The organism is Marinobacter aromaticivorans, assembly GCF_002806975.1.
Taxonomy (GTDB): Bacteria; Pseudomonadota; Gammaproteobacteria; order Pseudomonadales; family Oleiphilaceae; genus Marinobacter; species Marinobacter aromaticivorans.
In genome coordinates this window covers 482,209-507,293 of record NZ_NIHD01000001.1, presented here as the reverse complement: position 1 = coordinate 507,293, position 25,085 = coordinate 482,209, and the positions used below count along the sequence as shown (strand labels likewise).

Here is a 25,085-nt window from a genome sequence, read left to right as displayed (position 1 = left end):
TATGAAACCCGGCACTCCGCACACACCCAAGGTTCGATCAATTGCTGTGATTGCTCTGGCTTTAGGCCTGGGTGCCTGTGGTTTCCAGTTGCGGGGCGCACCACCGGTGTCGTCCGCACTCGAACCACTGAATGTGGATTGCCAGGGGCCTGAGGTCACCCCGCTGTGCCTGTCGGTTCGCGAGCAGCTTGAGCTGGGCGGAGTTCAGCTTGCTTCCGAGGAGAACGCAAGTTATCACCTCAGAATCCGGAACTTTGAACGGGATCGCAGGGCGAGTGCGATTACCGTTCAGGCTGCCGCGGCCGAGTATACACTCCGACATTCTGCCAGCATTGAGCTGGTCAGCGCGGACGGGATTCCGGTGATCGCAGATACCCGACTCACAACCAGTGAGAGTTACAGGTACGACGAAACCAACGTGCTGGCCAAACAGCGTGAGGAAGACAGCCTGCAGCAGCAACTGAACAGCCGCCTGGCTCAGCAGATCATCTTCCGGCTTGCGCCCCTCACCAAAGAACGGCTGCAGGAAATCCGGGACAACTACCAGGCAACCCGTAACCCGGTCGACGCGCAATCCGGCAAGCCATGAAAACCAATCCGGGCCAACTGTCGCAACTGCTCCGCAAAGGCCTTGCGCCCGTCTACCTTGTTTCCGGGGACGAGCCGCTGCTGGTGCAGGAGTGTTGTGATCAGATCCGCAGCGCTGCCAGAGAAGCAGGCTTCGAGGATCGGCTGACGTTTCACGCCGACCAGCAGCTTGACTGGAATACGGTGGCGGATGAATTCAGTGCCATGTCTTTGTTCGCTGAGCGGCGCCGGATAGAGATTCGTTTGCCAACGGGTAAACTCGGTGATGGTCGCGCGGTAATGGAGCGGGTTCTCGCACAGCCTCCGGAAGATATCGTTGTGCTGCTGATCAGCACCCGCCTGGACGCAGCCGAAACCCGGCGCAAATGGTACAAGGAACTGCAATCAAAGGGTGTGCACGTGCCCGTCTGGCCTGTGGATGCGGACAAGTTCCCCGCCTGGCTCCAGCAACGGGCCGGCAAACAGGGTCTTAGCCTCACCCGCGGCGCCCTGGCCATGCTGGCGGAACGGCTTGAAGGCAATCTTCTGGCTGCCAGCCAGGAACTCGATCGCTTGTCGCTTCTAACCAATGGCAGCACCATTGACGAAGAAGTCATCGAACAGGCGGTGCAGGACAGCTCCCGCTTCAACGGTTTTGAACTGGTGACCGAACTGCTTGCCGGTCGAGCCCCCCACGCCGGAAAGATTATTGGCGTGCTGCAGCAGGAGGGCGAAAACCCGCTCGGCCTTTTGACGGTGCTGAACCGCGATCTCAACCTGCTTCTTGAGCTTAAAACCGGTGAAAACAGAACCGCAAATCCATCCGCTTTCTTTAAAAAGCGCGGCGTCTTCCAGCCACAACGAGCCCGGGTACTGGAACAGGCGGCCCGACGGCTGAAGCCGCAGCAACTGCACGCAGCGGTAAAACTCTGCAGCCAGGTTGACCGTGCAGCAAAAGGCTTCGAAGAGCTCTCCCCCTGGCATTATCTGCGGGATTTGTCAGTTCTCCTGGCCCAAAATCACTGATCTGAATCAAACCCTTCTCATTTAGCACCAATCAGGCCCCTTATCGCTTGACAGTTTTTCACAACTGTAGGCATTGTAGGCGCTCGATCAATTTAAGGAGGTACCTGGTATGGGTCTTCAAGAAGAGCTCAAAAACCTGTCAGATAAAATCAAACAGTACCGGGACGAAGCCCGGGTACAGCTTCATCTCGCCCGTCAGGACGTAAAAGATGAGTTCGATGATCTTGAGCAGGAGTGGGACAAGTTCAAAGCCCGCTTCGATCAGGTAATGGACGATGCCAGCGAGACAACCCAGGAAGCCCGCCAGACGGCAAAAAAACTGGGTGAAGACCTGAAGTCGGGCTATCAGAGAATTCGCGACAAAATCAGATAAAATGTTAACCCGTTAACACAAGGCTTCAAATAGCTACCATAAAGGCTCTTGCATCAGGAGCCTTTATGCCATACTCCTCTTGTAGGTGAACCGAGCGTCACGAATTTGCCCGGCAGATGGGCCCAGCATCGCACCAGTTGGCGATTATTTGGGCCCGTTTGGCCAAGGCGCTTGCAGACACTGAGAGGTATAAATGGCATATGAAAAAGCTGTGTCTTATTTCCACTACCCTGCTGCTTCTGCTGACCACGACCTTTGTTATCGGCCAGAACACCCGCTTCAGTGACCCGAAGTCCGTTATTAAAGAGCATTTCTGGGGCAATTTGTACGCCGATGGCGGCCAGTCATTTTTCTGTGACCTGCATTTTTCCAGCAAAGGATTCATGCTCACAGAAGGTTACATCTATCCTCTTGCAGATGTGCGTGATGCCCTCTCATGCGGAACCTCACGCCAGTGCGAACAGGATAACCGCTATCGCCAGATCGCATCCGACCTTCATAACATGATACCGGTGCGGAATCGCACTGAACTGCGGCGGCGCAATGCCCGTTATGAAGAACTGGGTGCAACGGTCAAGGAAGACGATTGCGGGATTCGTGAAAGCGGCCCCTTCTTCGAGCCCCCTGCAAAAGTGAAAGGCGACGTCGCCCGCACTATGAGCTATATGGTCAGCACCTACGATCTCCCCTGGCTTGGATCCGCCCCGGTGTTCCAGAACTGGAATCGCGCAGACCCGCCTGATGACAGGGAGCTCTCCCGCCACAAGCGGATTGCAGAGATCCAGGGCAACGAAAATCCCTACATTACCGATCCGTCGCGGGTTGAGCGTCTGTAGTCCCAAACATGTTTCAATCAGTCAAATAGCAGAAAACCCCGGGGAAACCGGGGTTTGCTGCTATTTTCATTGCGAAAACCGATCAGAACTCTTCGGCGGTGAGCGCCATCATGGAATCGCTGCCGCTGCGGATCCCCTCCGCCAGAGAAACCGTTTTTGGCAACAGGCGATCGTAGAAGAAGCGTGCGGTTTTCAGCTTGCCACTGTAAAAGCCGGAGCTGTCATCGCCCGCCTTTGGTGCCGCTGCCTTCACAATACGCGCCCACATGTAACCCAAGGCTGTCAGGCCGAACAGGTCCAGGTAGTCCACGGACGCTGCGCCAATGGCATTGGGGTTGTCAGAAGCCTGCTCGATCACATGCTCGGTAACATCTGACAAGCGTTCAAATGCAGCCGCAAGCGGCTCCAGATAAGGGCGCAGGCTTTCTTCACCACGGTTTTCTTCGATAAAGCCCGCCACATCTTCTGCAAACAGCTCATACAGCTTGCCCTGGCTGCCAACCACCTTGCGCCCCATCAGATCCAGAGCCTGAATGCCGTTGGTGCCCTCGTAGATCTGGGTAATCCGGCAGTCGCGAACCAGTTGCTCCTGCCCCCATTCACGGATATAGCCGTGGCCTCCGAATACCTGCTGCCCCATGATACAGGCCTCCAGGCCGCGGTCGGTCAGAAATGCCTTGGCAACCGGGGTCAGCAAAGCAACCATACCTTCGGCGTGCTTGCGGCGCTCTTCTTCTGCGGGATCCGCATACTTGGATATGTCCAGCCACTGTGCCACATAGGTGGAGAAGGCACGACCGCCCTCTACATAGCCTTTCATGGTCAGCAGCATACGGCGCACGTCCGGGTGAACCAGAATCGGGTCTGCGGCTTTTTCTGGCTGCTGTGCTCCCGTCGGCGCGCGGCTCTGGATACGCTCCATGGCATATTCACGGGCGCTTTGCAGGGACGCTTCAGCGGCACCAAGACCCTGGATACCCACACCCAGGCGCTCGTAGTTCATCATGGTGAACATGGCGTTGAGGCCTTTGTTCTCTTCACCCACAAGCCAGCCTTTGGCGCCGTCAAAGTTCATCACACAGGTAGCAGAACCCTTGATGCCCATTTTTTTCTCAATGGAGCCACAACTGAAGCTGTTACGCTCCCCCAGTGATCCGTCATCATTCACCAGGAATTTCGGAACCAGCAGCAGGGAGATACCTTTGGGGCCTTTCGGCGCGCCCGGCAGTTTGGCCAGGACCAGATGGATGATATTTTCCGCCATATCGTGCTCGCCCCAAGTGATAAAGATCTTGGTGCCTGTCACGTTAAAAGAGCCATCATCATTGGGCTCGGCCTTGGTGCGAATAATGCCCAGATCGGTTCCGGCGTGGGGCTCTGTCAGATCCATAGCCCCGGCCCAGACGCCTGAGTACATGTTGGGCAGGTACTTTTCTTTCAGTTCCTGGCTGCCATGGGCATCCAGCGCAAGGCAGGCACCAGCCGTCAGCATCGGCGCCAGGCCAAACGCCATGTTGGCGCCCTGCATCATCTCTTCAAACTGCGCCACCAGGGTTTTGGGCATGCCCATACCGCCGAACTCAGGGTTGCCACCAAGGCCATTCCAGCCACCCTCAACAATCGTCTGGTAGGCCTCCTTAAAGCCATCCGGCGTGGTTACTTCGCCCTGGTTCCATTGACAGCCCTGTTCGTCCGCCTCACGGCTCAGGGGTGCCAGAACGCCGCTGGAAATTTTACCGGCCTCTTCAAGAATCGCGTCAGCGGTGTCCGGATCCACGTTCTCCGCGACTTTGGGCAGTGACGCCCAGAGTGCTGGCGCATCAAAAACTTCGTTCAGTACAAAGCGCATGTCACGCAGGGGTGCCTGATAATCAGCCATCAATTCTCTCCAATCTCAAAAACAGTTCAATTTCAAAACGATCCAGATTCCAGAATAATCTGCCCGCGCAGGCGGCTCCTTAATGTAAAGCCCTCTAACCTGCTTACGCTGTGTGTCGTGGTATGTATTATTTTATTGCCGGATATTCTAACTCAAACCTGCCCTCAACTCATGAAAAAAGCCCGGCTCCAGAGAGCACGGGCTTTTATCTGCCGGTCAGCCGTCAATACTCTGTGTGATCAGAGTGCGAAAGCTTCTTCCGGCATATCCAGCAGGGTGTCCGCACCTGCCAGCATGGCTGCGGCATGAGTTTTGGTACGCGGCAGCATGCGGGTGAAGTAGAAGCGTGCAGTCTGCAACTTAGCGTTGTAGAACAGCTCTTCACTGGTGCCCTCAGCCAGCTTATTCTGTGCGATTTTGGCCATGCGGGCCCACAGGTATGCAAACACGGCGTATCCGGAATACATCAGGTAATCCACAGAGGCTGCGCCAACTTCTTCGCGGTTCTTCATGGCCATCATGCCCACTTTCATGGTCAGATCGCCCCACTCTTTATTGATCGCCGCCAGAGGCTCGACAAATGGCTTCATCTGCTCGTCATCGGCATTCTCTTTGCAGAACTTGTGTACCTGCTTGGTGAAGCCCTTGAGGGACTCGCCCTGGGTCATCAGCACCTTGCGACCCAGAAGATCGAGCGCCTGAATGCCGGTAGTGCCCTCATAGATCATGCCAATACGGGAGTCCCGCACGTTCTGTTCCATGCCCCACTCGGAGATGAAGCCATGGCCACCAAAAACCTGCATGCCGAGGTTGGCTGCTTCGTATCCGATCTCGGTCAGGAAGGCCTTGGCAATCGGCGTCAGGAAGCCAAGCAGTTCATCAGCTTCTTTGCGCTGTTCTTCGGACTTGCCGCGCTCTACCAGATCCGCCTTCTGTGCAGTCAGGTAAATCAGTGCACGCGCACCTTCCGCTACGGCTTTCTGCGTCAGCAGCATACGGCGAACATCCGGGTGTACAATAATCGGATCGGCATAACCTTCAGGATTTTTGGCACCGCTCAGTGAGCGCATGGCCAGACGATCCTTGGCGTAGGCCAGTGAACCCTGGAAGCCCAGCTCTGCCGCACCCAGACCCTGGATAGCGGTACCGATGCGAGCCACGTTCATGAAGGTGAACATGCAGTTCAGGCCCCGGTTCTCCGGCCCGATCAGCCAACCTTTGGCGCCGTCGAAGTTCATCACACAGGTCGCGTTACCGTGGATGCCCATTTTGTGCTCGATAGAGCCACAGGATACCGCGTTACGCTCTCCGGCGGAGCCGTCTTGAGCCGGCAGGCGCTTGGGTACAATAAACAGGGAGATCCCCTTGGTGCCTTCGGGCGCACCCGGCAGGCGCGCCAGAACGATATGGACGATGTTCTCGGTCATATCATGCTCACCGGCAGAGATGAAAATCTTGGTACCGGTAATGCTGTAAGAGCCGTCTGCATTGGGCTCCGCTTTGGTGCGCAGGGTACCCAGATCAGAGCCACAGTGGGCTTCTGTCAGGCACATGGTGCCCGTCCACTCGCCACTGATCATCTTGGTGAGGTAGGTCTGCTTCTGCTCCTCGGTGCCATGGGCTTCCAGAGTGTTGATGGCGCCATGGCTCAACCCCGGGTACATGCCCCAGGACCAGTTGGCTGTGCCATTCATTTCACTCATTACGATACCCAATGAGTTGGGCAGGCCCTGACCCCCGTAGTTGGGATCAGCCGCCAGCGATGGCCAGCCACCTTCCACAAACTGGTTGTAGGCTTCCTTGAAACCTGTCGGCGTTGTTACACCGTCTTCGCTCCAGGTACAGCCTTCCCTGTCGCCAACCGCATTCAGCGGCGACAACACCTGCTCAGCAAACTTCGCACCTTCCTGGATAATAGCATCAACCATATCCGGAGTTGCGTCTTCGGCGCCTTCCAGATTGGCGTAGTGGGTCTCGCTGTCGAGCAGCTCGTTCATTACGAATTTGATATCACGCAGGGGCGCTTTGTACTCAGGCATGTCAACCACCTCGGTTTTCGGTCTTGGCTGAAAAAGTAATAACAGCTCGCGGCCTTGGGTTTACTCTGACACTGCAGCATCATGCGCTGCAGCATTAATTAAACACTTGTTTGAAACATACGTTTAGAGGCACAGAATTGTCAATAGGCGCAAACACAATTTCTGTAGCAATTGGTCACTGGGACAGGTTTCAGGAGAGCTTAAAAAAACTGGAACAAGGGCGCGCCAACACATATTGACGTGAAATCAGGAACATCCGGAAGGCTTTGTAAAAGGATACGGGGCAGGACTAAAAAAGCGGGCTCATCAGACCGGCAATCAGATCATGATATCCAGCAAGGTACCAAGAGTTTCGTCAGCAGTTTTAACGACCTGTGCAGAAGCTTGCACGCTGCGCTCATAAAGCTTGAGATCCACGATTGGCTCAATAAGGCTGTTTCCGCTGTCGGCGCTGCCTTGCGGGCCGTCAATACCGGCACGGGCAATTTTGCGGGCGGCATTTTCCATGCCGTACATGCCGTCCTGAATACCTTGAATGCCTGTTGCAAGCGTATTACTGATCATAACAGCTGCTTCCGATGACCATAAACTGACACCATTAGGTCATACTTTTGTTCAATTTTCAAACAACATTTGAATATCGAGATAGCTCCCCAGGCTTTCCGGCACAGCGCCCTCAAGCCAGGGTACAACGCCAAGACAGGGAGCGCCGATATGCTCGAGAAGGTAACTCAGGGTTTCCTGTTCGCAGCTCATGGGCTCCGGCTCGGCTCGATTAGCCACCCACCCGGTCAGCAAAAGCCCATCGCCGCGGATTGCCTCCGCCGTCAGCAGTGCATGGTTTATGCAGCCCAGCTTGAGAGCAACCACAAGAATCACCGGCACACCCAGTTCACGGGGTACCGCCGAATAGGTTTCCCGGTCATTCAAAGGAACTCGCCAGCCACCGGCACCTTCAATCAGCAAAAGATCTGCCGGGCGCATTTGCATACCCCGGCAAAAACCTGTCAGCCGGTCAGCGGAAATAACGCGCCCTGCTTGCGCTGCGGCAACATGCGGTGCAATGGCAGGCGCCAGAGCAACCGGATTCACTAGATCGTAGGCAAGCCATTCACTGGCGGCACTCTGGAGAATCAGAGCGTCCTCATTGCGCAGTCCATCAGGTGTCTCGTCGCAACCCGAGGCAACAGGCTTCATACCCAGTGACCACTTACCTGCTGCTTTGGCGGCCTCCAGAATGGCGGCAGACACCAGGGTCTTGCCAACCCCCGTATCTGTGCCGGTTACGAAAAATGTTTTTTTAGCCATACCGACAGTTTTCCACCCCACGTTCATCAACCTGGCTCTTACCGCCAGTGCCAGGGCACGTCCAGTGCACCCAGGCGGCTTCATAACTGGCCATTACACGACCATCCGGCTCACGGGGATAATGCTGGCACATAGCCCGCACCCGACCGGGCGCGGTGGCCGTACGACGCCTCCCGGCGCCTTTGTAGCCGGCGCCCAGTTGTTTGAGTTCTGCAGCCAGGGCAAGCGGCGAGGTATAAGGCAACCGAAGGGTTCTTGTATCAATTTCTGCTGAAGGCAACTCACCCAGAACCATGGACCGGAATGCTGCCTCCGGCGCAAAGCGGTTTATGTGGCGCCGGCCCGGATCTGCCCGCTGCCACGCCTCATCAAGCTCCCTGAGAGTCCCGTCAAGGAGCGTTGAAATCACCAGCCGGCCTCCCGGCCTGAGCAGGCGCCGACACTCCCGAAGAACCTGCCCCGGATCAGCGCACCATTGAATCATGAGATTGCTGAAGATCAGCTCGCAGCTCTGATCGGGCAAGGGGATGGCCTCAGCATCCGCAACCAGCCAGGCAATATCTGACGAACTATTGGCCCGGGCGTGCCGAATCATGTCAGCCGAAAGATCCAGCCCCGTTACGGTCACCTCAGCACCTGGCTCTGCCAGCCTGCGGCTATACCAACCGGTTCCGCAGCCGAGATCCAGAACCCGGCCAGAGACACCGTTCGGATGCGACCGCTGTTTCAGCGTTTCCAATAAAATGTCGCCCATCAGTCGCTGCAACCGCGACGCGCTCTCGTAGGAGGTTCGCGCCCTGCCAAACCCGCGCGCTATGTCCGCCTTGCTGGCCGGGGATGTCCCGATCACATTCGCGGCACTCATGGCATTCATGATTTCACGCCCCTTCTCCACTGCAGAAATGTTTCGATTGCACCACGACAGTCTTCCGCAAACCCGCCGCCCGGCCAGTGGGCCATGCCGGGAATACGAACCTGCATCGCCGACGGCTGCATTTTCAGGCCGCCGTTCCAGTTCGCAACTATCTGGTCGCAGGCACCTGTAACATGGAGCACGGGAACGCGAGCATCAGCCCATAATGAGCACTGATCTGCGTGCCGCAGCCATTCCAGACTTTTAACCAGATTATCCGGCGACACATGCGGCCCCTTGGCAAGCCACTCCTTCATGCGCCGGCGCTCATTACTGCCGCCATCAGCACCGCTGATCATCAACAGCAGAAAGTGCTGCCAGTAGCGCTCGCTCCCACGCCTCAGGCCGCAACTGAAGGACTCGAACAGATCAGCATCCATACCGTAGGGCCAGGATTCGTCTGCAATAAACCGGGGAAAACCCGCCAGAGTGATAACCGCAGAAACCGCCCATGCATCCCGGGATGCTGCTTCCATAACCACCTGAGCCCCCAGAGACCACCCCATCCACACGGACGGCCCGCTATACAGCGACAACAACTCATCGGCGACCTCCACTACCGAGTCGCAGCGCGCCAGGAGGAAGTCGTCCAGAGATACCAGTTCAACGGGGCCAGGCCAGTGCCGGTAAAGCTCCGCCAGCATATCGACACGCACCCCCCAGCCACCGACCACCACAAGCCGTTCGGTCTTTTCCGGCGAGCCCACTATGCAACACTCCCGGCATCCAGCGAATACCGACACTCCGCCAGAGCCCGAATCAGACAATCCAGATCCCCATGGGAATGGGCCGCACTGAACGTAACCCGTAAACGCGCCTCACCAGCAGGCACCGTTGGTGGCCGGATCGCCGTTACCAGGAGCCCGCGCTCTTCCAGCGCCTGACTCAGCGCCAGCGCCGCCCGGTTGTCACCGATCATAATGGGTTGAATGGGCGTGCGGGACTCCATGAGCCGGTAACCCAAAGCCACAGCCTGCCCCCGAAACCGTTCAACCAGGCCCTGCAAATGCGTGCGCAGCCCCTCACCACCCTCAACCAGATCCAGACTGGCGCAGGTTGCCAGCGCCAGCGCCGGAGGCATCGCTGTGGTGTAAATATAGGTCCGGGCCTTCTGCACCAGATAATCCATCAGCCCTGCCGGCCCTGCCACAAATGCCCCGCTGGTGCCCACGGCTTTTCCGAGCGTCCCCACCAGAACCGGCACATCTTCCTCACTCAGCCCCAGCTCCGCCACACTGCCCCGCCCCCCGGGGCCAAGCACCCCAAAGCCATGGGCATCGTCAACCACAAGCAGGGCATCGTAACGCCGACAAACTGCCACCAGCTCACGCAGGGGCGCCACATCGCCGTCCATACTGAACACACCGTCTGTCACCACCAGTTTGTGCCCCCCGGTCTCAGCGAGCATGGCGGCCAGTGACGCAACATCCCCATGGGCGTAGCGACGCACCCTGGCCCGGCTCAGAATACAGCCATCAATAATGGAGGCGTGGTTCAGCCGATCCGAGAAAACCGTATCTCCACGCCCCGCCAACGCAGAAATCACACCCAGATTGGCCATATAGCCGGTGGAGAAATACAACGCCGAACTGCGCCCGGTGAACGCCGCAAGACGCTCCTCAAGCAAGTGATGCGCCTCGTGGTGCCCGCAAACAAGATGGGAAGCCGCACCACCCAGCCCCGTTTCCGGGAGGGCATTCCTGAGAGCGTCAATATTGGAGGGATGATTGGCCAGGCCAAGGTAATCGTTGCTGCAAAACGAAAGCAAACGCTTGCCATCAGAGGTCAAAACCGGCTGCTGAGGCCCGGAAATATGCCGGCGCGTTCGGTACAGACCTGCCTGTTTTCGTTGTTCCAGTTCAGCGGTAAAGTTGCGCACGAATAAGTATCCAGAGAAATGACAGGTGGTTATGTTTTCGACTGTTGACGTATTTGCGAGGGCAACTGCGATTTATGGGCGCCGAGCGGGCGGTGGTTTCCGGGATTGTAGAGGGCCAGGGATGGCCCGAAACAAGCGCACAGGGAAGTGCTTGTAGCGTATCCCGGAAACCACCGCCCGCTCGGCGCTTGCACCAATAGAATCAGGCCGACTCAAGAGTGGCGTCATAAAAGAGATGACGGTTAGCCTCATGCTCCAAAGCGCCAACAATCGCCTCTTCCTCCTGCGCCTCAGAAGCACACTGCTCCCGCTGCTCAGGCCGAATACCCAGACGCCGGAACAACGCCATATCCGCATCCGCCTCCGGATTCGCTGTGGTCAGCAGCTTCTCGCCATAGAAAATGGAATTGGCCCCCGCCAGAAAACACAACGCCTGCAACTGCTCATTCATGGCCTCCCGACCGGCAGACAAACGCACATGGGAAGCCGGCATCATGATACGGGCCACCGCAATGATACGAATAAACTCGAAGGGATCCAGATCCCCCACATTCTCCATGGGCGTACCCTTCACCTTCACCAGCATATTCACCGGCACGCTTTCCGGATGCTGTGGCAGGTTCGCCAGCTGAACCAGCAGCCCGACCCGGTCATCCTCGTCTTCCCCCATCCCCATAATGCCACCACAGCAAACCTTCATGCCCGCCTTGCGCACGTTATCGAGCGTATCAAGGCGATCCTGGTAAGTACGCGTGGTAATAATATTACTGTAATACTTCTCGGACGTATCCAGGTTGTGGTTGTAGTAATCAAGCCCGGCCGCAGCCAGTTCCTCAGCCTGCTCCGGCTTCAGCATACCGAGCGTCATACAGGTCTCCAGGCCCAGGGATTTAACCTGCCGGACCATATCCAGAACATAGGGCATGTCTTTTTCAGCCGGGCTACGCCACGCGGCTCCCATGCAGAAACGTGAGGCGCCCTTTTCCCGCGCAGCACGGGCTTCAGCGACCACCTTCTCAAGCTCCAGAAGCTTTTCCTTTTCCAGCCCGGTGTTGTAGTGACCGCTCTGGGGGCAATATTTGCAGTCTTCCGGGCAGGCACCGGTTTTTATTGATAACAGCGTGCTGACCTGCACTTCATTGGGATCGAAATGCTGCCGGTGTACCGATTGGGCACGAAACAACAAATCATTGAAAGGCAGCTGGAAAAGCGACCGGGCTTCTTCAAGCGTCCAGTCGTGACGTAGTGGCGTAGCAGTCATGGGGAAGTCCTGTTAACCTTTATCGGTATCTGGGTTTACGGATGAAACAGATGATAAAGGGACTGAACCGGCTGTCAACCTTAAAGTCAAAAATGGTTAACAGCGAAAGACACAAAGGCCAGTGTGTTGCCTGCCTTTCCCGGGATTCGATCGACGGACTGTGCCGGCTTTGCCGGGCCGATCTTCCAGTCAACGTTTGGCACTGCCGCTGTTGCGCACTGCCGTTGCCCTATTCAGGCGCCGAACGGCTTTGCGGCGATTGCCTGGCGTCGCCCCCGCCGTTTGATTTGTCCCTTATACCCTGGCGTTACCAGTACCCCGTCGACAGCATGATCAGCCGCTACAAATACGGCGGCCAGCGCAAATTTGCGAGACCACTGATTGCAGACTTCGCACGCTATCTCGGGTCTGCCCTTGAGGAACGCAGCAATGAGAAACCCGATATCCTGATCCCCTCACCCATGCTGGCCAGTCGCCGCCGTGCCCGGGGTTTCAATCAGGCCCGGGACATTGCGGAGAGGCTGGGGGTGGCGCTGAGCATTCCGGTTGGCGCTGACATTCTGCGCCGTACAAAAAAGGTTCAGGCACAAAGAGGTCTGGGCAGAGAAGCCCGGCTGGCAAACCTCACAGGCGTGTTCAAAGCGTGCGGCCCGGTACCCGACAGGGTCGCCATTGTGGACGATGTGGTAACTACCGGGGCAACCACGCGAGCGCTTGCTTCCGCCTTGCAAGAAGCGGGTGCGCTGCACATTCAGGTATGGGCTCTGGCCCGGACACCGGGGTAGATTTGCAGGGATTCAGCCAGGCAAAAACTAGCCCAGCTTGTCCTGCACCAGGTCGGCAATCGCCAGGCAGGATGTCAGCCCCGGCGACTCTATACCGAACAGATTGACCAATCCCGCAACACCGTGCTCTTTCGGGCCATCAATCCTGAAATCAAAAAAGCCGCCGTGAGCGTCTTTCAGTTTTGGCCGGATACCGGCATAAGCCGGCTGCAGGCGTTCAGGCTCAAGACCGGGCCACCACTGCCTGATGCCCTCAGCAAACGCATGTACCCGCCCGGGGTCAACCCCATAGTCTTCGCGATCAACCCACTCTACATCCGGGCCAAAGCGTGCCTGGCCGGCCAGATCGAGGGTAAGATGAACGCCAAGACCGCCGGGCTCCGGCACCGGGTAGATCAGATGACTGAATGGGTGCCGGCCGCTGTAACTGAAATAGACACCCCGTGCGAACCATTGCGCCGGTTTCTGTGTCTCGGGAAGCCCCGACCAGTTCCGGGTCAGGGGCACCGCACCCAGCCCGGCCGCGTTAACAAGATTCCGTGCTCTGAGCCTGCAGGGCGCGCTGCCACCTACCTGCACCGTGTGCATGCCACCAGTGGACGCAAGGCCCTCGACCGGTGAACGCAAGGCCAGTGAACCCCCGGCGTCTTCCAGCTCGCCAAGCAGCGCGAGCATTAACCCATGGGTATCCACTATGCCGGTTTCCGGCGACCAGAGCGCTGAGCTTGCCCGAACGTCCGGCAGTTGCCGGGCAAGGATCTCGCCATCTACCAGGGACAAATCGACGCCATTGCGCGCCGCTTGCGCCTGAATCTTCTCCAGTTCGGCATCCTGGGCATGGCTGGTGGCGATAATCCATTTGCCACACTTGCGGTGCCCCAGGTTGTGGCTTTCGCAGAAATGATACAACTGCCTGCGCCCCGCAACGCACAGCTTTGCTTTCAGGGAATTTCCGGGGTAGTAGATTCCGGCGTGAATCACCTCACTGTTACGTGAAGAAATACCTTCACCAAAACGATCACCCGCTTCCAGTACAATCAGCTCATGGCCGGCCCGGGCAAGTGCGCGAGCCACAGCGAGCCCGATAACACCTGCGCCGATCACTACAGTATCAACTTCCAGAACCTCATTTATCACTGGCTGAACCTGCTCACTGTTGCCCTTTCACTGACAGCTTTGCGTGACCGCAAACCGGAAATGTTTACGTTAACCCAATCCAGAACAGGCCGGAACCCACGGAAACATCCCGTACTCACATTACGGGAGCGCTGCCAAGCAGGTATACTTGGGCGCAACATTTACCAGCCTGGCTTCGCTTTATGATGAACGTTTCCGCCCATCCATACGATGCCCTCACGCCGGACACAATTCTGGATGCCATGGAAGAGGCCGGTTTCGCGGTAAGTGGCCGCCTGTTCGCCCTGAACAGCTATGAAAACCGGGTGTACCAGGTGGGACTCGACGAAGGCGCCCCGATTATCGCCAAGTTCTATCGCCCCGGTCGGTGGAGCGAAGAACAGATTCGCGAAGAGCATGAGTTTACCCGGGAGTTACTGGCGGCGGATATCCCGGTTGTCGCCCCACTGGTGATGCCGTCCGGCGACACACTTGGCAAGCATGGCGACTTCATGTTCGCCGCCTTTAACCAGCGCGGTGGCCAGGCACCAGACACCAGCGTTACCGACACGCTCTACCGGCTTGGCCAGTGGCTGGGACAAATTCATAACATTGGCGCCCTGAAGCCTTTCCGCTACCGCGGCACCTTATCGCTTCTGGAGGGCATTGAAGCCAGCAATCATCTGCTGCTGGAAGGCGACTGGGTTCCCCGCGATCTCCGGCCTGCATGGGACAGCCTGATTCCGGATCTGCTGCGCCACTGCAGGGCACGCATTGACGATGCCGGTGAAGTTGACACCCTGCGGCTGCACGGTGACTGCCACGCCGGTAACATCTTGTGCCGGGACGAGCAGATGCTGTTTGTGGATCTGGACGACTGCCGTTCCGGCCCGGCCATTCAGGATATGTGGCTGTTGCTGAACGGCGATGATCACGAACGCGGTGCCCAGTTGGGGGAGTTGCTGGAAGGCTATGAAACCTTCCGCGACTTCAATCGCCGCGAACGACACCTGATTGAGCCTTTGCGTTGCTACCGCCAGATCAGCCATTGCGCCTGGCTGGCGAAGCGCTGGGATGACCCGGCGTTTCCGCGCTTTTTCCCCTGGTTTGGCCAGCCCAGGTTCTGGTCGGATCAGGTGTTATCCCTGAGAGAGCAACTGGCCGCGCTGCAGGCGCCCTCCATTACATTACCCGGTCAGTACTGACCGGCCATTCACATCCAAAACGAGGTAGGCATGAGCCAGAACGAGGCCCGTTACACCATCCGCAGCCTTATTGTGACCGCACTGGGCGCCATTGTCGGCACCGTACTGGTGCTGGAACTCAGCGGAAGCATCAAGCACTCGGACAACAAGGATCATGTGCCCGTGGGGGATTTCCAGGCGATTCATATCACGCCGGGGGAAACCTTCCGCATGTCGCCCAAGGCCTCTGAACTGCACGCAGCCTGCGAAAACGGTTATCTGGCCATCGCTGCAGATGTAGACCCGTCGTTCCGCGGCATTCTTGTGGATTACAAAAACCGGGGTGTGCGCTGCTATCGCCCGTCACCGACCGCTCCGTCTGCCCTGCCCCAGCCTGAACAACCCGCTGAGCCTGCCAGGGAGGCCGGTAGTGAGTAAGTCCGATCGCTTTGCAGAACCCGTAACCGACCGCCTGTTCGCCACCGAGCGGGAGCCGGAAGATTTTCGCTTTGATGCCGCCGTAGCGCGCGTATTTCCGGACATGATCCGGCGCTCTGTACCCGGCTACACCACCATTATCCCAATGATTGAAGTGATCACCGAGCAGTATGCCCAGGCGGGATCCAACTGCTATGACCTGGGCTGTTCCCTGGGGGCATCAACACTGGCCATGCGCCATGGCATTTCCCACAACGACTGTACGCTGGTAGGTGTGGACAATTCCGCCGCCATGATTGAGCGCTGCGAACACTACATTGCGCTGGACGACCACCCCCTTGCCGTTAGCCTGCGCTGTGAAGACATTCAGAAAACCGAACTCTCCAATGCCTCGGTCACCACTCTGAACTTTACGCTGCAGTTTGTGCCACCCGGGCAGCGCAGCAGCCTGTTACGCAGGATCGCCGGGGCCACAAGACCCGGTGGCGTGCTGATACTGTCGGAGAAAATCCGTTTTGAATCGGAGGATGAACAGGACATTCAGACGCGCCTGCATCACGAGTTCAAGCGCGCCAATGGCTATTCCGATCTGGAAATAAGCCAGAAGCGCAGCGCCATCGAACAGGTGCTGATTCCCGAAACGCTGGCTGCCCACACACAGCGCCTGAAGGATTCTGGCTTTGATCGCGTGCTGGTCTGGTACCAGTGTTTCAACTTCGTATCCATGCTGGCCCTCAAGGCCGGCTGAGCAACCGACGTGGAACAGGCGGATCATGACGCATTTTGACTGGCAAAGCTGTTTCGGACCCTTGCTGGCAGAACTGGAAAGCACTGGCGAAAGCCATTGGGCAGAGGCCATCAAAAGCCAACTGACCCGGCGTTTTGACGACAACCCCCACGGAGATCTGGGGCGCTGGCAGTCAGCACTGGAGAGCCTCCCGGAGATCCCTGACGCAACCTCGGAACTCAACACGTCGGCGGTTACCCTCCACTCCCCCACCAACCTGGATGCCAGCCAGCAGCAAGCGCTTGAAAACGGGCTGCGTGGCCTGATGCCCTGGCGCAAAGGGCCTTTCGACTTCTTCGGTACTTATATCGACAGCGAGTGGCGCTCGGACTGGAAGTGGGACAGGGTATCACCCTACATCGCCGATCTTTCCAAGCGACGTATTCTGGACGTAGGCTGCGGCTCCGGTTACCACTGCTGGCGCATGCTGGGCGAAGGCGCCGGGCGCGTGATCGGAATTGATCCCGGATTGCTGTTCATGTTCCAGTTTCTCAGCGTGAAGCGCTACGTGGGTGCGGCGCCCATCGACCTGCTGCCCATACGCATGGAAGACTTGCCACAAGGGCTCGAAAGCTTTGACACCACCTTTTCCATGGGCGTCCTGTACCACCGCCGATCGCCCCTGGACCATCTCCTGGAACTTAAAGGCACGCTGCGCCGGGGTGGCCAGTTAGTGTTGGAGACTCTGGTTGTAGACGGCCCGGAAGGCTACAGCCTGACGCCGGAAGACCGCTATGGGCAGATGCGCAACGTGTGGTTTCTGCCAAGCTGCGACACACTGCTGCGCTGGCTGGATCGCACAGGCTTTCGCAATGCCCGGGTTGTGGATGTTTCGGAAACCACGACCGATGAACAGCGCAGCACAGACTGGATGCGCTTCAATTCCCTGCAGGACTTTCTGGACCCGGAAGACCCGACAAAAACCATTGAAGGCTACCCCGGACCCAAACGCGCCACTATCGTCGCCGAGAAGCCCTGACAGCAAAAAACCGCCGTGCGGATCAAGGCAGGGCGGTTTTTGTACTGGTTACCGGCTAGCCACCAAACGGGTGACGCAGGGTAATGGTTTCAATCCGGTCCGGGCCGGTGGAAATAATGTCGATGGGCGCTTCAATCTGCTCTTCCAGGAACCTGATGTAAGCCCTGGCGTTTTCCGGCAGTTGCTCAAGCTTTGTCAGGCCGAAGGTGCTTTCACTCCAGCCCGGCAGCTCGACGTAAACCGGCTCTATGTCTGTGTAGCTGTGGCACCCGATAGGCGGGCGGGTCATTTCGCCAGTGGGCGTTTTATAGCCTACGCAGACCTTAACGGTTTCCAGCCCGTCCAACACATCCAGCTTGGTCAGGCATATACCGGACACACTATTGATTTCAATGGCATGGTGCACGGCAACCGCATCGAACCAGCCACAGCGACGGGCCCGGCCGGTTGTGGTACCAACCTCGTTGCCCTTGACGGCCAGGTGTTCGCCCATCTCATCGAAAAGCTCGGTGGGGAATGGACCTGCACCAACGCGGGTGGTGTAGGCTTTGGTAATGCCCAGAACATAATCGAGGTACAAAGGGCCGAAACCCGAACCGGTGGCGGTGCCGCCCGCCGTCGTGTTGGACGAGGTTACAAACGGGTAGGTACCCAGATCAATGTCCAGAAGGGAGCCCTGGGCACCTTCAAACATAATGTCTTCACCGCGTTTGCGGTAGCCGTGCAGCAAATCCGTTACATCGGCTGCCATTGGCAGGATTTCCTCGCCCATCTCCTTCAGTTCTTCCAGAGCCGCGTCAATATCCTCGGCTTCTTCCTTGAAGTATTCGGTCAACACAAAGTTGTGATAGGACATGATCTCCCGCAGTTTTATCTCGAAATCTGCCGGGTTGCACAAATCACCAAGACGAACCCCGCGACGGGATACCTTGTCTTCATAGGCAGGACCAATACCACGCCCGGTGGTGCCGATTTTATCGTTACCCATGGCGCGCTCGCGAGCCTGGTCAATACGAACATGAGTGCGCAGAATAATCGGGCATGCGAGGCTGATTCGCAGCCGGTCTCTTACGGCTACCCCGGAAGCTTCCAGGCCCCGGACTTCTTTCAGCAGAGCTTCCGGCGACAGCACAACACCATTGCCAATCAGGCACTGGACATTCTGCCGGAGAATACCGGAGGGAATCAGGTGCAGGGCTGTTTTCTTTCCGTCAATAACCAGGGTATGGCCGGCGTTGTGCCCCCCCTGGAAACGAACCACCGCCGCAACTTTTTCAGTCAGCAGATCGACGATCTTACCCTTGCCTTCATCACCCCACTGGGTGCCCAGCACAACAACGTTTTTACCCATGATTCTCTCTCAATGCGCCCGCAACATGGCGTGCGTCTTGCAAATTTGGCAAATATACCTTCATGTGTTCACAACAGCCCGCCGCTGTCAGCCCAGCGCCTGAACGACCCAATGATCACCCTGTTTTACCAGTTTACGGTCACACCCCCGGGCTGCGGGATCTTCTCCGTTGTCTTCAGGCAACGCCCGGACGACGGTATCGGTCTTCCTCAGCTCCGAAATCTTCTGCTCCAGTACTGCGTCTCTCTCGGCAGGGGCCCACACCGCCCGGGCGGGCCTGACCGGGCGATCACCCAGGGTCACCAGCGCCCGTATATCAAGGCTGAACCCTGTGGCCGGGCGGGCCCGCCCAAAATCGCTGCCAATGGCATCGTAACGACCACCCTTGGCAACCGAATCGCCGTGCCCCGGCACATAGGCCGCAAACACCAGCCCCGTGTGATAGTTGTAACCGCGCAGCTCACAAAAATCGAACCCGAAACTGACCTCCGGGAAGTCACTCTCGAGCATCCTGGCCACCCGACCCAGTTGGTCCAGTGCCGCACCAAGGTTCTCGGAAGCGCCCTCCAGAATTCTGCGCGCCTCGGCCAGTGCTTCCGGACCACCGCTGACACGGGCAAGTTCCCGCAGGCGGGCACCGGCTGATCCGCTCGGACAATCGCCCAGCAATCCGTCCAGTTCGGGTACCGACTTGCGCGCCATGGCATCGAAAATAGCAGCACTTGTGTCGCGATCAAATTCGGCTTCGCCAATCAGGCTCTCGTAGATGGACACATGCGCCAGATCCAGATGAACACTGGGCAGTCCGGCCACACGAAGGGCTTCAAGCATCAGGCTGATCACTTCCATATCCGCCGATTCGGAAGCACTGCCAAAAAGTTCACAGCCCGCCTGAATCGGCGTGCGCCCGGTCAGCATGTGCCTCGGGCGGGTATGCAGCACATGCCCGGCGTAGCAAAGGCGTGTAATCCCGTCCTGCCCCAGGGTGTGGGCATCAATCCGTGCAGCCTGGGGAGTCATATCCGCGCGCACACCCATCATGCGACCGGTCAGTTGATCAGTCAGCTTGAAGGTCTGCAACTCCAGATCGTGTCCGGTTCCGGTAAACAGGGATTCGAGGTATTCAATCAGCGGCGGGATTACCAGTTGGTAGCCCCAGCGTTGGCAGGTATCCATTACATCCCGGCGCAGGGATTCTATCTGCCCGGCCAGTGGCGGCAAGATATCCTCCACCCCGTCCGGCAGTAACCAGCGATCAGATACTGTCATGAGATTCCGTTGTCCATCCTGCCAGCCCCACTCTTGGTGCTGTGAAGGCGCGCAGGTTTTTAAGGTGACATTCGGGGCAGAAAAACCCGAACCAAAACCTGAGGGATTTTACACTGTTGGTGAACACAAAAAAACCGGAATACCTGGGCATTCCGGTTTTTTGCGCGCAGAGCGGGGTTCAGCTTCCGCCCTTTGAATCCTTGAGGAATTTCATGAATTCACTGTCGGAGTCAATAACCATGATGTCGTCTTTGCTTGAGAAGGTATTCCGGTAGGCCTGCAGGCTACGGTAGAAACTGTAGAACTCGGGGTTGGAGCCATAGGCTTCTGCGTAGATACGGGCGGCCTCACCATCGCCTTCACCACGGGTTTCCTCCGCAGCTGCAAAGGCTTCTGCGAGGGTAACCGTTTTCTGGCGATCGGCATCGGCGCGAATACCTTCAGCCAGCTCGCGGCCTCTGGACCGGAATTCCTGGGCCAGCTTCTCGCGCTCTGTGGCCATTCGGCGATACACGTTCTCACTGACCTGCCCCGGGAACTCAATTGCCTTGACCCGGATATCCATGACCTCAATACCGAACTCGGTGGTTGAGGTTTCGTTCACACGGTCACGCAGGGTGTGCATCAGCTCATCACGCTGCCCCGAAACAACCTCGTGCATGGTACGAATACCGAACTCGTCACGCAGCCCGTTATCCACCCGGGACAGGAGCAGTGACTGGGCGCGAAACTCATCGCCGCCTGTCGCCCGATAGAACTGATCCACATCGCGGATCTTCCAGGCAATGTAGGAGTCTACATCCAAGGGCTTCTTTTCGACCGTCAGGTACTGCCGCGACGGCAGATCCATGGTCAGCACACGGATATCAAACTCCCGAACCTGATCAATCACCGGCACCTTGAAGTGAATGCCGGCCTGGATATCGGTTTCAACCAACTCGCCAAACCTGAGCATGACCCCACGGTGGGTTTCCGGGATGATGAAAACACTCGACAACACAAGCAGGACAACAATCAGGGCGCCTGCAAGGCCCACTACACCTTTAGGTCCCATGATTATCTGCTCCTCCGTACATTAGTGTCCTGCCTGGTTCGCAGCTCCTGGATAACACGATCCGTCAGCGCCTGGATATCCGCCTGACTGCCACTTCCACCGGATGACTGGTTTCCACCCCGGGGCAGTGCACCCTGGGTGAGCCGGTCCAGTGGCAGGTACATCATGTTGCCGCTGCTTTCAGTGTCTACAAGGATCTTGCTGCTGTTAGACAAAACAGTCTCCAGTGTTTGCAGGTACATACGCTCGCGCGTGACTGTTGGCGCGGTCTGGTATACCGCCAGCAACTCAAGGAAGCGGGCGGTTTCACCACGGGCGCGCTCAATCACTTCCTGCTTGTATGCACTCGCTTCTTCGATCATGCGCTGGGCCTGACCACGGGCTTCGGGAACCACCTTGTTACGGTAGGTTTCCGCCTCTTCCTTCACCCGCTGCTCGTCCTCACGGGCACGCTGAACTTCACGGAATGCGTCCTGGACGGCTGGCGGCGGCTGAGTGCTTTCAACGTTAACCCGGACAATTTCAAGACCGGTTCCGTATTCCTGAAGGAAACCCTGGAGACGCTGCTCAACACGAACGGCCAGTTCTGCACGACCTTCCGTGAGCACATCATCCAGTGAGGAACTGCCCACCTCGTGGCGCAGGGCGCTGTCAGTTGCGAAGGCTAAAGCCTGGTTGGAGTCCCGCACGTTCAACACGTAATCGCGGGCATCGCCCACGCGATACTGAACCTGCAGGTCAACTGTGACCAGGTTTTCGTCCTGGGTCAGCATCTGACCGCTGGATTCAGCGGTTCTCACATTGGTAACACGCACCTTGGTAACGTCATCAATCAGCGGAACCTTGAACCTGAGGCCCGGGCTCTCTGTTTTCGAGTATTCACCAAAACGCAGAACAACCGCGCGCTCCTGTTCGTCTACCGTATAGAAAGACTGGAAAATTACGTAGCCCAAGGCCAGTATGGCAATCAGTGCCAGCACTGCTCCGAAACTGCCCGCGCTTCCCGAACCGCCGCCGTCACTGCCACCGCCGGACTTCTTGCCTTTCCCCCCCAGCATCTTGTTGAGCTTGTCCAGGCCCTTTTTCAGCGCCTCATCAAGGTCTGGTGGTCCCTGATCATTACCGCGCCGACCGCCACCGGTTCCCCAGGGATCGTTGTCGTTGCGGTTTCCACCCGGTTCATTCCAGGCCATAGTGCTCTCCGTTCCTAACTTGTCGAATGGCTGCAAATACTAGGGATTTATCATCGCCCCGGCAATAGCTGCTGTGGTTTCAGGCGTGCCCGGCTTCCAGGCGCACCGTTTCTTCACTCATGCCGGCACGGCTCAGGAGCTGAAGCCAGTCCCGGCGCTGCAACCGGGTTTCAAGAATTGTTTCTCCGGTTTCACGATGCTCTTCGCTGAGCACCGAGCCCGCCTCGTGCAGGAGCGCTCGTAGCTTGCCGTCAGCAGGCCCGAGCAGAACAAAGTAGTGTACAACATCTTCCGCCAGCCGCTCGACGATGGCATCGTAAAGGCCATCCAGCCCCTCTCCCGTAACCGCCGAGACCCAGGCCCGCACCGGCAATCCATCTTCGTTACGCTCAACCCGTGGTGCAAAATTGTCCAGCAGGTCTATTTTGTTGAACACCTGCAGCACCGGTATCTCATCGGCTCCGATTTCGGCCAGTACGCTTTCAACCTGCTCCATGTTTTCATCGCGACGGCTGTCGTGGCTGTCAACAATGTGTAGCAGAAGAGTCGCTTCCGTGGTCTCTTCCAGGGTTGCCCGGAAGGCCTCAACCAGCTTGTGCGGCAGATGCCGGATAAAGCCTACGGTATCCGCCATTACGACCGGCCCGATGTCCGGAAGTTCCAGGCGCCTCAGCGTAGGGTCCAGCGTTGCAAAGAGCTGGTCTGCAGCATATACGGAAGATGTGGTCATTCGGTTGAATAAGGTGGATTTGCCAGCGTTGGTATAACCCACCAGCGATATTGTGGGAATGTCGGCTCGCTTGCGTGCACGGCGCCCCTGGTTACGCTGCCTGCGAACCTTTTCAAGCCGCTTGTGGATGGATTTGATGCGCTCCCGCAGCAGCCGGCGGTCGGTTTCCAGCTGGGTTTCACCGGGGCCACGCAGGCCAATACCGCCTTTCTGGCGCTCAAGGTGTGTCCAGCCTCGCACAAGGCGGGTTGACATGTGATCAAGCTGGGCCAGCTCCACCTGCAGTTTGCCTTCGTGTGTGCGTGCACGCTGCGCAAAGATATCCAGTATAACGCCGGTACGATCCAGCACGCGACACTTGAGCTCACGCTCAATATTGCGTTCCTGGCTGGGGCTGAGAGCATGATTGAACAGGACAACATCAGCTTCGTGCAGGATTACCGCATCGCGGATTTCTTCCAGCTTTCCTTCCCCTACGAACAACCTGGGGCTGGGTTGCTTGCGGGATCCGGTGATCGTTCCAACAGCTTCAACGCCGGCAGAGGCCACCAGCTCCCGGAACTCATCCGGATCTTCAGAGCCGTCGTGAGCGGAAAAATCGATGTGGACGAGTATCGCTCGCTCACCTACATCCGGGCGATCAAACAATGGGCATCAACTCCACTATAGTTGGCTTGTAAACGTCATAAAAACAAACACCCGCGACCGGCAGAACCCAGAGGTTCGTCGGGAACGCGGGTGGCAATACCGGAAACCCGGGCCAATCAGTCTTCGGCTTCACCTTCACCAGCCGGGTTCTGCTGTGGAATGCGTACATTCCGGGCAGGCACTACGGTGGAGATTGCGTGCTTGTATACCATCTGGCTGACCGTGTTTTTCAGCAAAATCACAAATTGGTCAAAAGACTCTACCTGCCCTTGCAGTTTGATGCCGTTAACCAGAAAGATGGAAACCGGGATGCGTTCCTTGCGTAAGGCATTAAGGTAAGGGTCTTGTAACGAGTGCCCTTTTGACATGTGTGTTCTCCTGTTTATTAGTAAATGCAAATCGTCAGTATTCAGAGCTAAATGTGGTGCGAAGTCTGACTTTTTTCAAGGCTGCGTCAACGATAAACCCGTCTTCGCTGTTCAGCCAGTTCAAGCCGGACCACTTGCGAAGCCATGTGAGCTGCCGTTTGGCCAGCTGACGAGTGGCCGCAACGCCTTTGCTTACAAATACGTCATAATCATCGGCACCGGCCAGATAACTCCAGGCCTGGCGATAACCGACACAACGCATGGAAGGGAGATCCGGGTGCAGATCACCTCTGGCCATCAGAGCCCGCACTTCATCCAGAAACCCTGCTTCCAGCATATTTATAAAGCGCTGATGTATCCTTTCATGGAGCACCCGTCTCTCCGGAGGCGCCATGGCAAGCTGCGTGACAGTATACGGAAGGGATGCTGTTTCGTCTGCCTGCCATTGGGTAAAATACGTGTAATCCTCAATGCTCCCACGGCCTGTGTCTTGCAGGGGCGAGGGATTATCTTTCGCCTCCCAGAAAGACGAGATCGGCCGACCGGTCAGGCGCACGACTTCCAGCGCCCGCAACAGGCGCTGGCGGTTATTGGGGTGGATCAGTTTTGCCGCCACCGGGTCAACCGCCTGCAGCTCATCGTGCAGGGCTTTCCAGCCAAGACTGTCGGCCTCGGCTTCCAGAGTCCTGCGCAGCCCGGGGCTGGCAGCGGGTAGCCCGGACATACCATGCAACAGCGCCTTGAAGTACATCATGGTTCCGCCCACCAGCAGCGGAATGCGACCCGCACGGGATATACGATCCATTTCAATCAAGGCATCCCGGCGAAAATCCGCAGCCGAATAGATTTCCGCCGGATCGCAAATATCAATCAGCCGGTGGGGAGCACGCGCCAGTTCGTCCGCCGTGGGTTTGGCCGTGCCAATATCCATGCCACGGTAGATCATGGCCGAATCCACACTGATGATGTCGCAAGGCAGACGCGCGCAAAGTGCCATGGCCAGATCGGTCTTGCCGGAGGCGGTCGGCCCCATAAGGAAGATGGCTGGCGGCCCGGCCTGCTTATCAGGGGTGTCCGGGGCGTTCGATGTCCGGGGCATGAG

The 25,085-nt window shown here is 57.6% G+C and carries 25 protein-coding genes; 9 read left to right on the top strand and 16 right to left on the bottom strand.

Features of this window, described 5'->3' with window-relative positions; genetic code table 11:
- The first annotated feature begins 1 nt into the window (after position 1).
- From CDH48_RS02295 to CDH48_RS02280, 4 genes are all read left to right on the top strand, one after another.
- Positions 2-589, top strand: coding sequence for an LPS-assembly lipoprotein LptE (locus CDH48_RS02295; protein ID WP_100687070.1), 588 nt, complete (start codon positions 2-4; stop codon positions 587-589).
- On the top strand, positions 586-1,593 hold the full coding sequence (holA, locus tag CDH48_RS02290; protein ID WP_100687069.1) for a DNA polymerase III subunit delta: 1,008 nt from the start codon (positions 586-588) through the stop codon (positions 1,591-1,593). Before CDH48_RS02295 ends, holA begins: the two co-directional genes overlap by 4 nt.
- Positions 1,594-1,702: 109 nt before the next feature.
- Positions 1,703-1,966 carry a hypothetical protein gene (locus CDH48_RS02285; RefSeq protein WP_100687068.1) on the top strand — a complete coding sequence of 88 codons (264 nt, stop codon included), beginning with the start codon at positions 1,703-1,705 and terminating at the stop codon, positions 1,964-1,966.
- Positions 1,967-2,166: 200 nt separating this feature from the next.
- Positions 2,167-2,802, top strand: coding sequence for an endonuclease (locus tag CDH48_RS02280; protein WP_100687067.1), 636 nt, complete (start codon positions 2,167-2,169; stop codon positions 2,800-2,802).
- Between the two features lie 82 nt (positions 2,803-2,884).
- On the opposite strand, the gene CDH48_RS02275 is transcribed toward CDH48_RS02280, so the two are convergent.
- The 8 genes from CDH48_RS02275 to bioB all read right to left on the bottom strand — a co-directional run bounded on the left by CDH48_RS02275 (position 2,885) and on the right by bioB (position 12,081).
- A complete protein-coding gene (locus CDH48_RS02275) occupies positions 2,885-4,681 on the bottom strand; it encodes an acyl-CoA dehydrogenase C-terminal domain-containing protein (RefSeq protein ID WP_100687066.1) in 1,797 nt (598 codons plus the stop codon).
- A gap of 239 nt (positions 4,682-4,920) precedes the next feature.
- Positions 4,921-6,720, bottom strand: a complete 1,800-nt coding sequence (locus CDH48_RS02270; protein WP_100687065.1) for an acyl-CoA dehydrogenase C-terminal domain-containing protein — start codon at positions 6,718-6,720, stop codon at positions 4,921-4,923.
- A gap of 318 nt (positions 6,721-7,038) precedes the next feature.
- Entirely contained in the window at positions 7,039-7,284 is a 246-nt protein-coding gene (locus tag CDH48_RS02265) for a flagellar biosynthesis protein FlgE (RefSeq protein WP_100687064.1), read from the bottom strand.
- A 51-nt stretch (positions 7,285-7,335) separates the two neighbouring features.
- Positions 7,336-8,028, bottom strand: coding sequence for a dethiobiotin synthase (gene bioD / locus CDH48_RS02260; protein ID WP_100687063.1), 693 nt, complete (start codon positions 8,026-8,028; stop codon positions 7,336-7,338).
- The gene (gene bioC / locus CDH48_RS02255; RefSeq protein ID WP_100687062.1) at positions 8,021-8,902 is read right to left on the bottom strand and encodes a malonyl-ACP O-methyltransferase BioC; all 882 of its coding nucleotides are present in this window, start codon (positions 8,900-8,902) and stop codon (positions 8,021-8,023) included. Before bioC ends, bioD begins: the two co-directional genes overlap by 8 nt.
- Entirely contained in the window at positions 8,899-9,648 is a 750-nt protein-coding gene (locus tag CDH48_RS02250) for an alpha/beta fold hydrolase (protein WP_227520892.1), read from the bottom strand. Before CDH48_RS02250 ends, bioC begins: the two co-directional genes overlap by 4 nt.
- A complete protein-coding gene (gene bioF / locus CDH48_RS02245) occupies positions 9,648-10,820 on the bottom strand; it encodes an 8-amino-7-oxononanoate synthase (protein ID WP_100687061.1) in 1,173 nt (390 codons plus the stop codon). The genes CDH48_RS02250 and bioF overlap by 1 nt, the downstream gene beginning before the upstream one ends.
- Before the next feature lie 202 nt (positions 10,821-11,022).
- Positions 11,023-12,081 (bottom strand): biotin synthase BioB, encoded by a 1,059-nt coding sequence (gene bioB, locus CDH48_RS02240; RefSeq protein WP_100687060.1) that lies wholly within the window; start codon positions 12,079-12,081, stop codon positions 11,023-11,025.
- 287 nt (positions 12,082-12,368) lie between these two features.
- On the opposite strand from bioB, the gene CDH48_RS02235 reads away from it, so the two are divergent.
- Positions 12,369-12,866 carry a ComF family protein gene (locus CDH48_RS02235; protein WP_227520891.1) on the top strand — a complete coding sequence of 166 codons (498 nt, stop codon included), beginning with the start codon at positions 12,369-12,371 and terminating at the stop codon, positions 12,864-12,866.
- A 27-nt stretch (positions 12,867-12,893) separates the two neighbouring features.
- Here CDH48_RS02235 and CDH48_RS02230 read toward each other — a convergent pair whose 3' ends face one another.
- Positions 12,894-14,003 (bottom strand): NAD(P)/FAD-dependent oxidoreductase, encoded by a 1,110-nt coding sequence (locus CDH48_RS02230; protein ID WP_157807789.1) that lies wholly within the window; start codon positions 14,001-14,003, stop codon positions 12,894-12,896.
- A gap of 182 nt (positions 14,004-14,185) precedes the next feature.
- On the opposite strand from CDH48_RS02230, the gene CDH48_RS02225 reads away from it, so the two are divergent.
- From CDH48_RS02225 to cmoB, 4 genes are read left to right on the top strand one after another with little or no spacing between them, the layout of a single operon-like run.
- Positions 14,186-15,187 carry a serine/threonine protein kinase gene (locus CDH48_RS02225; protein ID WP_100687058.1) on the top strand — a complete coding sequence of 334 codons (1,002 nt, stop codon included), beginning with the start codon at positions 14,186-14,188 and terminating at the stop codon, positions 15,185-15,187.
- A gap of 30 nt (positions 15,188-15,217) precedes the next feature.
- Entirely contained in the window at positions 15,218-15,604 is a 387-nt protein-coding gene (locus CDH48_RS02220; protein ID WP_100687057.1) for a kinase, read from the top strand.
- Positions 15,597-16,352, top strand: coding sequence for a carboxy-S-adenosyl-L-methionine synthase CmoA (gene cmoA, locus CDH48_RS02215; protein ID WP_100687056.1), 756 nt, complete (start codon positions 15,597-15,599; stop codon positions 16,350-16,352). The genes CDH48_RS02220 and cmoA overlap by 8 nt, the downstream gene beginning before the upstream one ends.
- A 25-nt stretch (positions 16,353-16,377) precedes the next feature.
- Complete coding sequence (gene cmoB, locus CDH48_RS02210; protein WP_100687055.1) at positions 16,378-17,370, top strand: tRNA 5-methoxyuridine(34)/uridine 5-oxyacetic acid(34) synthase CmoB; 993 nt, start codon at positions 16,378-16,380, stop codon at positions 17,368-17,370.
- Positions 17,371-17,425: 55 nt separating this feature from the next.
- Here cmoB and CDH48_RS02205 read toward each other — a convergent pair whose 3' ends face one another.
- The 7 genes from CDH48_RS02205 to miaA form a co-directional block, all read right to left on the bottom strand.
- Positions 17,426-18,721, bottom strand: a complete 1,296-nt coding sequence (locus tag CDH48_RS02205) for an adenylosuccinate synthase (RefSeq protein ID WP_100687054.1) — start codon at positions 18,719-18,721, stop codon at positions 17,426-17,428.
- Positions 18,722-18,808: 87 nt separating this feature from the next.
- Complete coding sequence (locus CDH48_RS02200; protein WP_100687053.1) at positions 18,809-19,990, bottom strand: ATP phosphoribosyltransferase regulatory subunit; 1,182 nt, start codon at positions 19,988-19,990, stop codon at positions 18,809-18,811.
- 178 nt (positions 19,991-20,168) lie between these two features.
- Positions 20,169-21,044: a protease modulator HflC gene (gene hflC, locus CDH48_RS02195; RefSeq protein WP_100687052.1), complete on the bottom strand. Its 876-nt coding sequence runs from the start codon at positions 21,042-21,044 to the stop codon at positions 20,169-20,171.
- Between the two features lie 2 nt (positions 21,045-21,046).
- A complete protein-coding gene (hflK, locus tag CDH48_RS02190; protein ID WP_100687051.1) occupies positions 21,047-22,237 on the bottom strand; it encodes an FtsH protease activity modulator HflK in 1,191 nt (396 codons plus the stop codon).
- Positions 22,238-22,316: 79 nt separating this feature from the next.
- The gene (gene hflX, locus CDH48_RS02185; protein ID WP_100687050.1) at positions 22,317-23,615 is read right to left on the bottom strand and encodes a ribosome rescue GTPase HflX; all 1,299 of its coding nucleotides are present in this window, start codon (positions 23,613-23,615) and stop codon (positions 22,317-22,319) included.
- A gap of 116 nt (positions 23,616-23,731) precedes the next feature.
- Positions 23,732-23,983 carry an RNA chaperone Hfq gene (gene hfq / locus CDH48_RS02180; protein ID WP_100687049.1) on the bottom strand — a complete coding sequence of 84 codons (252 nt, stop codon included), beginning with the start codon at positions 23,981-23,983 and terminating at the stop codon, positions 23,732-23,734.
- Between the two features lie 34 nt (positions 23,984-24,017).
- Entirely contained in the window at positions 24,018-25,082 is a 1,065-nt protein-coding gene (gene miaA, locus CDH48_RS02175) for a tRNA (adenosine(37)-N6)-dimethylallyltransferase MiaA (RefSeq protein WP_100687048.1), read from the bottom strand.
- Positions 25,083-25,085: the final 3 nt, after the last annotated feature.

What these genes read in the sequence shown, in the direction of transcription:
- CDH48_RS02295 (WP_100687070.1), top strand. Translation starts at nt 2, where the DNA reads ATGAAACCCGGCACTCCGCACACACCCAAGGTTCGATCAATTGCTGTG.
- holA (WP_100687069.1), top strand. Translation starts at nt 586, where the DNA reads ATGAAAACCAATCCGGGCCAACTGTCGCAACTGCTCCGCAAAGGCCTT.
- CDH48_RS02285 (WP_100687068.1), top strand. Translation starts at nt 1,703, where the DNA reads ATGGGTCTTCAAGAAGAGCTCAAAAACCTGTCAGATAAAATCAAACAG.
- CDH48_RS02280 (WP_100687067.1), top strand. Translation starts at nt 2,167, where the DNA reads ATGAAAAAGCTGTGTCTTATTTCCACTACCCTGCTGCTTCTGCTGACC.
- CDH48_RS02275 (WP_100687066.1), bottom strand. Translation starts at nt 4,681, where the DNA reads ATGGCTGATTATCAGGCACCCCTGCGTGACATGCGCTTTGTACTGAAC.
- CDH48_RS02270 (WP_100687065.1), bottom strand. Translation starts at nt 6,720, where the DNA reads ATGCCTGAGTACAAAGCGCCCCTGCGTGATATCAAATTCGTAATGAAC.
- CDH48_RS02265 (WP_100687064.1), bottom strand. Translation starts at nt 7,284, where the DNA reads ATGATCAGTAATACGCTTGCAACAGGCATTCAAGGTATTCAGGACGGC.
- bioD (WP_100687063.1), bottom strand. Translation starts at nt 8,028, where the DNA reads ATGGCTAAAAAAACATTTTTCGTAACCGGCACAGATACGGGGGTTGGC.
- bioC (WP_100687062.1), bottom strand. Translation starts at nt 8,902, where the DNA reads ATGAATGCCATGAGTGCCGCGAATGTGATCGGGACATCCCCGGCCAGC.
- bioB (WP_100687060.1), bottom strand. Translation starts at nt 12,081, where the DNA reads ATGACTGCTACGCCACTACGTCACGACTGGACGCTTGAAGAAGCCCGG.
- CDH48_RS02225 (WP_100687058.1), top strand. Translation starts at nt 14,186, where the DNA reads ATGATGAACGTTTCCGCCCATCCATACGATGCCCTCACGCCGGACACA.
- CDH48_RS02220 (WP_100687057.1), top strand. Translation starts at nt 15,218, where the DNA reads ATGAGCCAGAACGAGGCCCGTTACACCATCCGCAGCCTTATTGTGACC.
- cmoB (WP_100687055.1), top strand. Translation starts at nt 16,378, where the DNA reads ATGACGCATTTTGACTGGCAAAGCTGTTTCGGACCCTTGCTGGCAGAA.
- CDH48_RS02205 (WP_100687054.1), bottom strand. Translation starts at nt 18,721, where the DNA reads ATGGGTAAAAACGTTGTTGTGCTGGGCACCCAGTGGGGTGATGAAGGC.
- CDH48_RS02200 (WP_100687053.1), bottom strand. Translation starts at nt 19,990, where the DNA reads ATGACAGTATCTGATCGCTGGTTACTGCCGGACGGGGTGGAGGATATC.
- hflC (WP_100687052.1), bottom strand. Translation starts at nt 21,044, where the DNA reads ATGGGACCTAAAGGTGTAGTGGGCCTTGCAGGCGCCCTGATTGTTGTC.
- hflK (WP_100687051.1), bottom strand. Translation starts at nt 22,237, where the DNA reads ATGGCCTGGAATGAACCGGGTGGAAACCGCAACGACAACGATCCCTGG.
- hfq (WP_100687049.1), bottom strand. Translation starts at nt 23,983, where the DNA reads ATGTCAAAAGGGCACTCGTTACAAGACCCTTACCTTAATGCCTTACGC.
- miaA (WP_100687048.1), bottom strand. Translation starts at nt 25,082, where the DNA reads ATGCCCCGGACATCGAACGCCCCGGACACCCCTGATAAGCAGGCCGGG.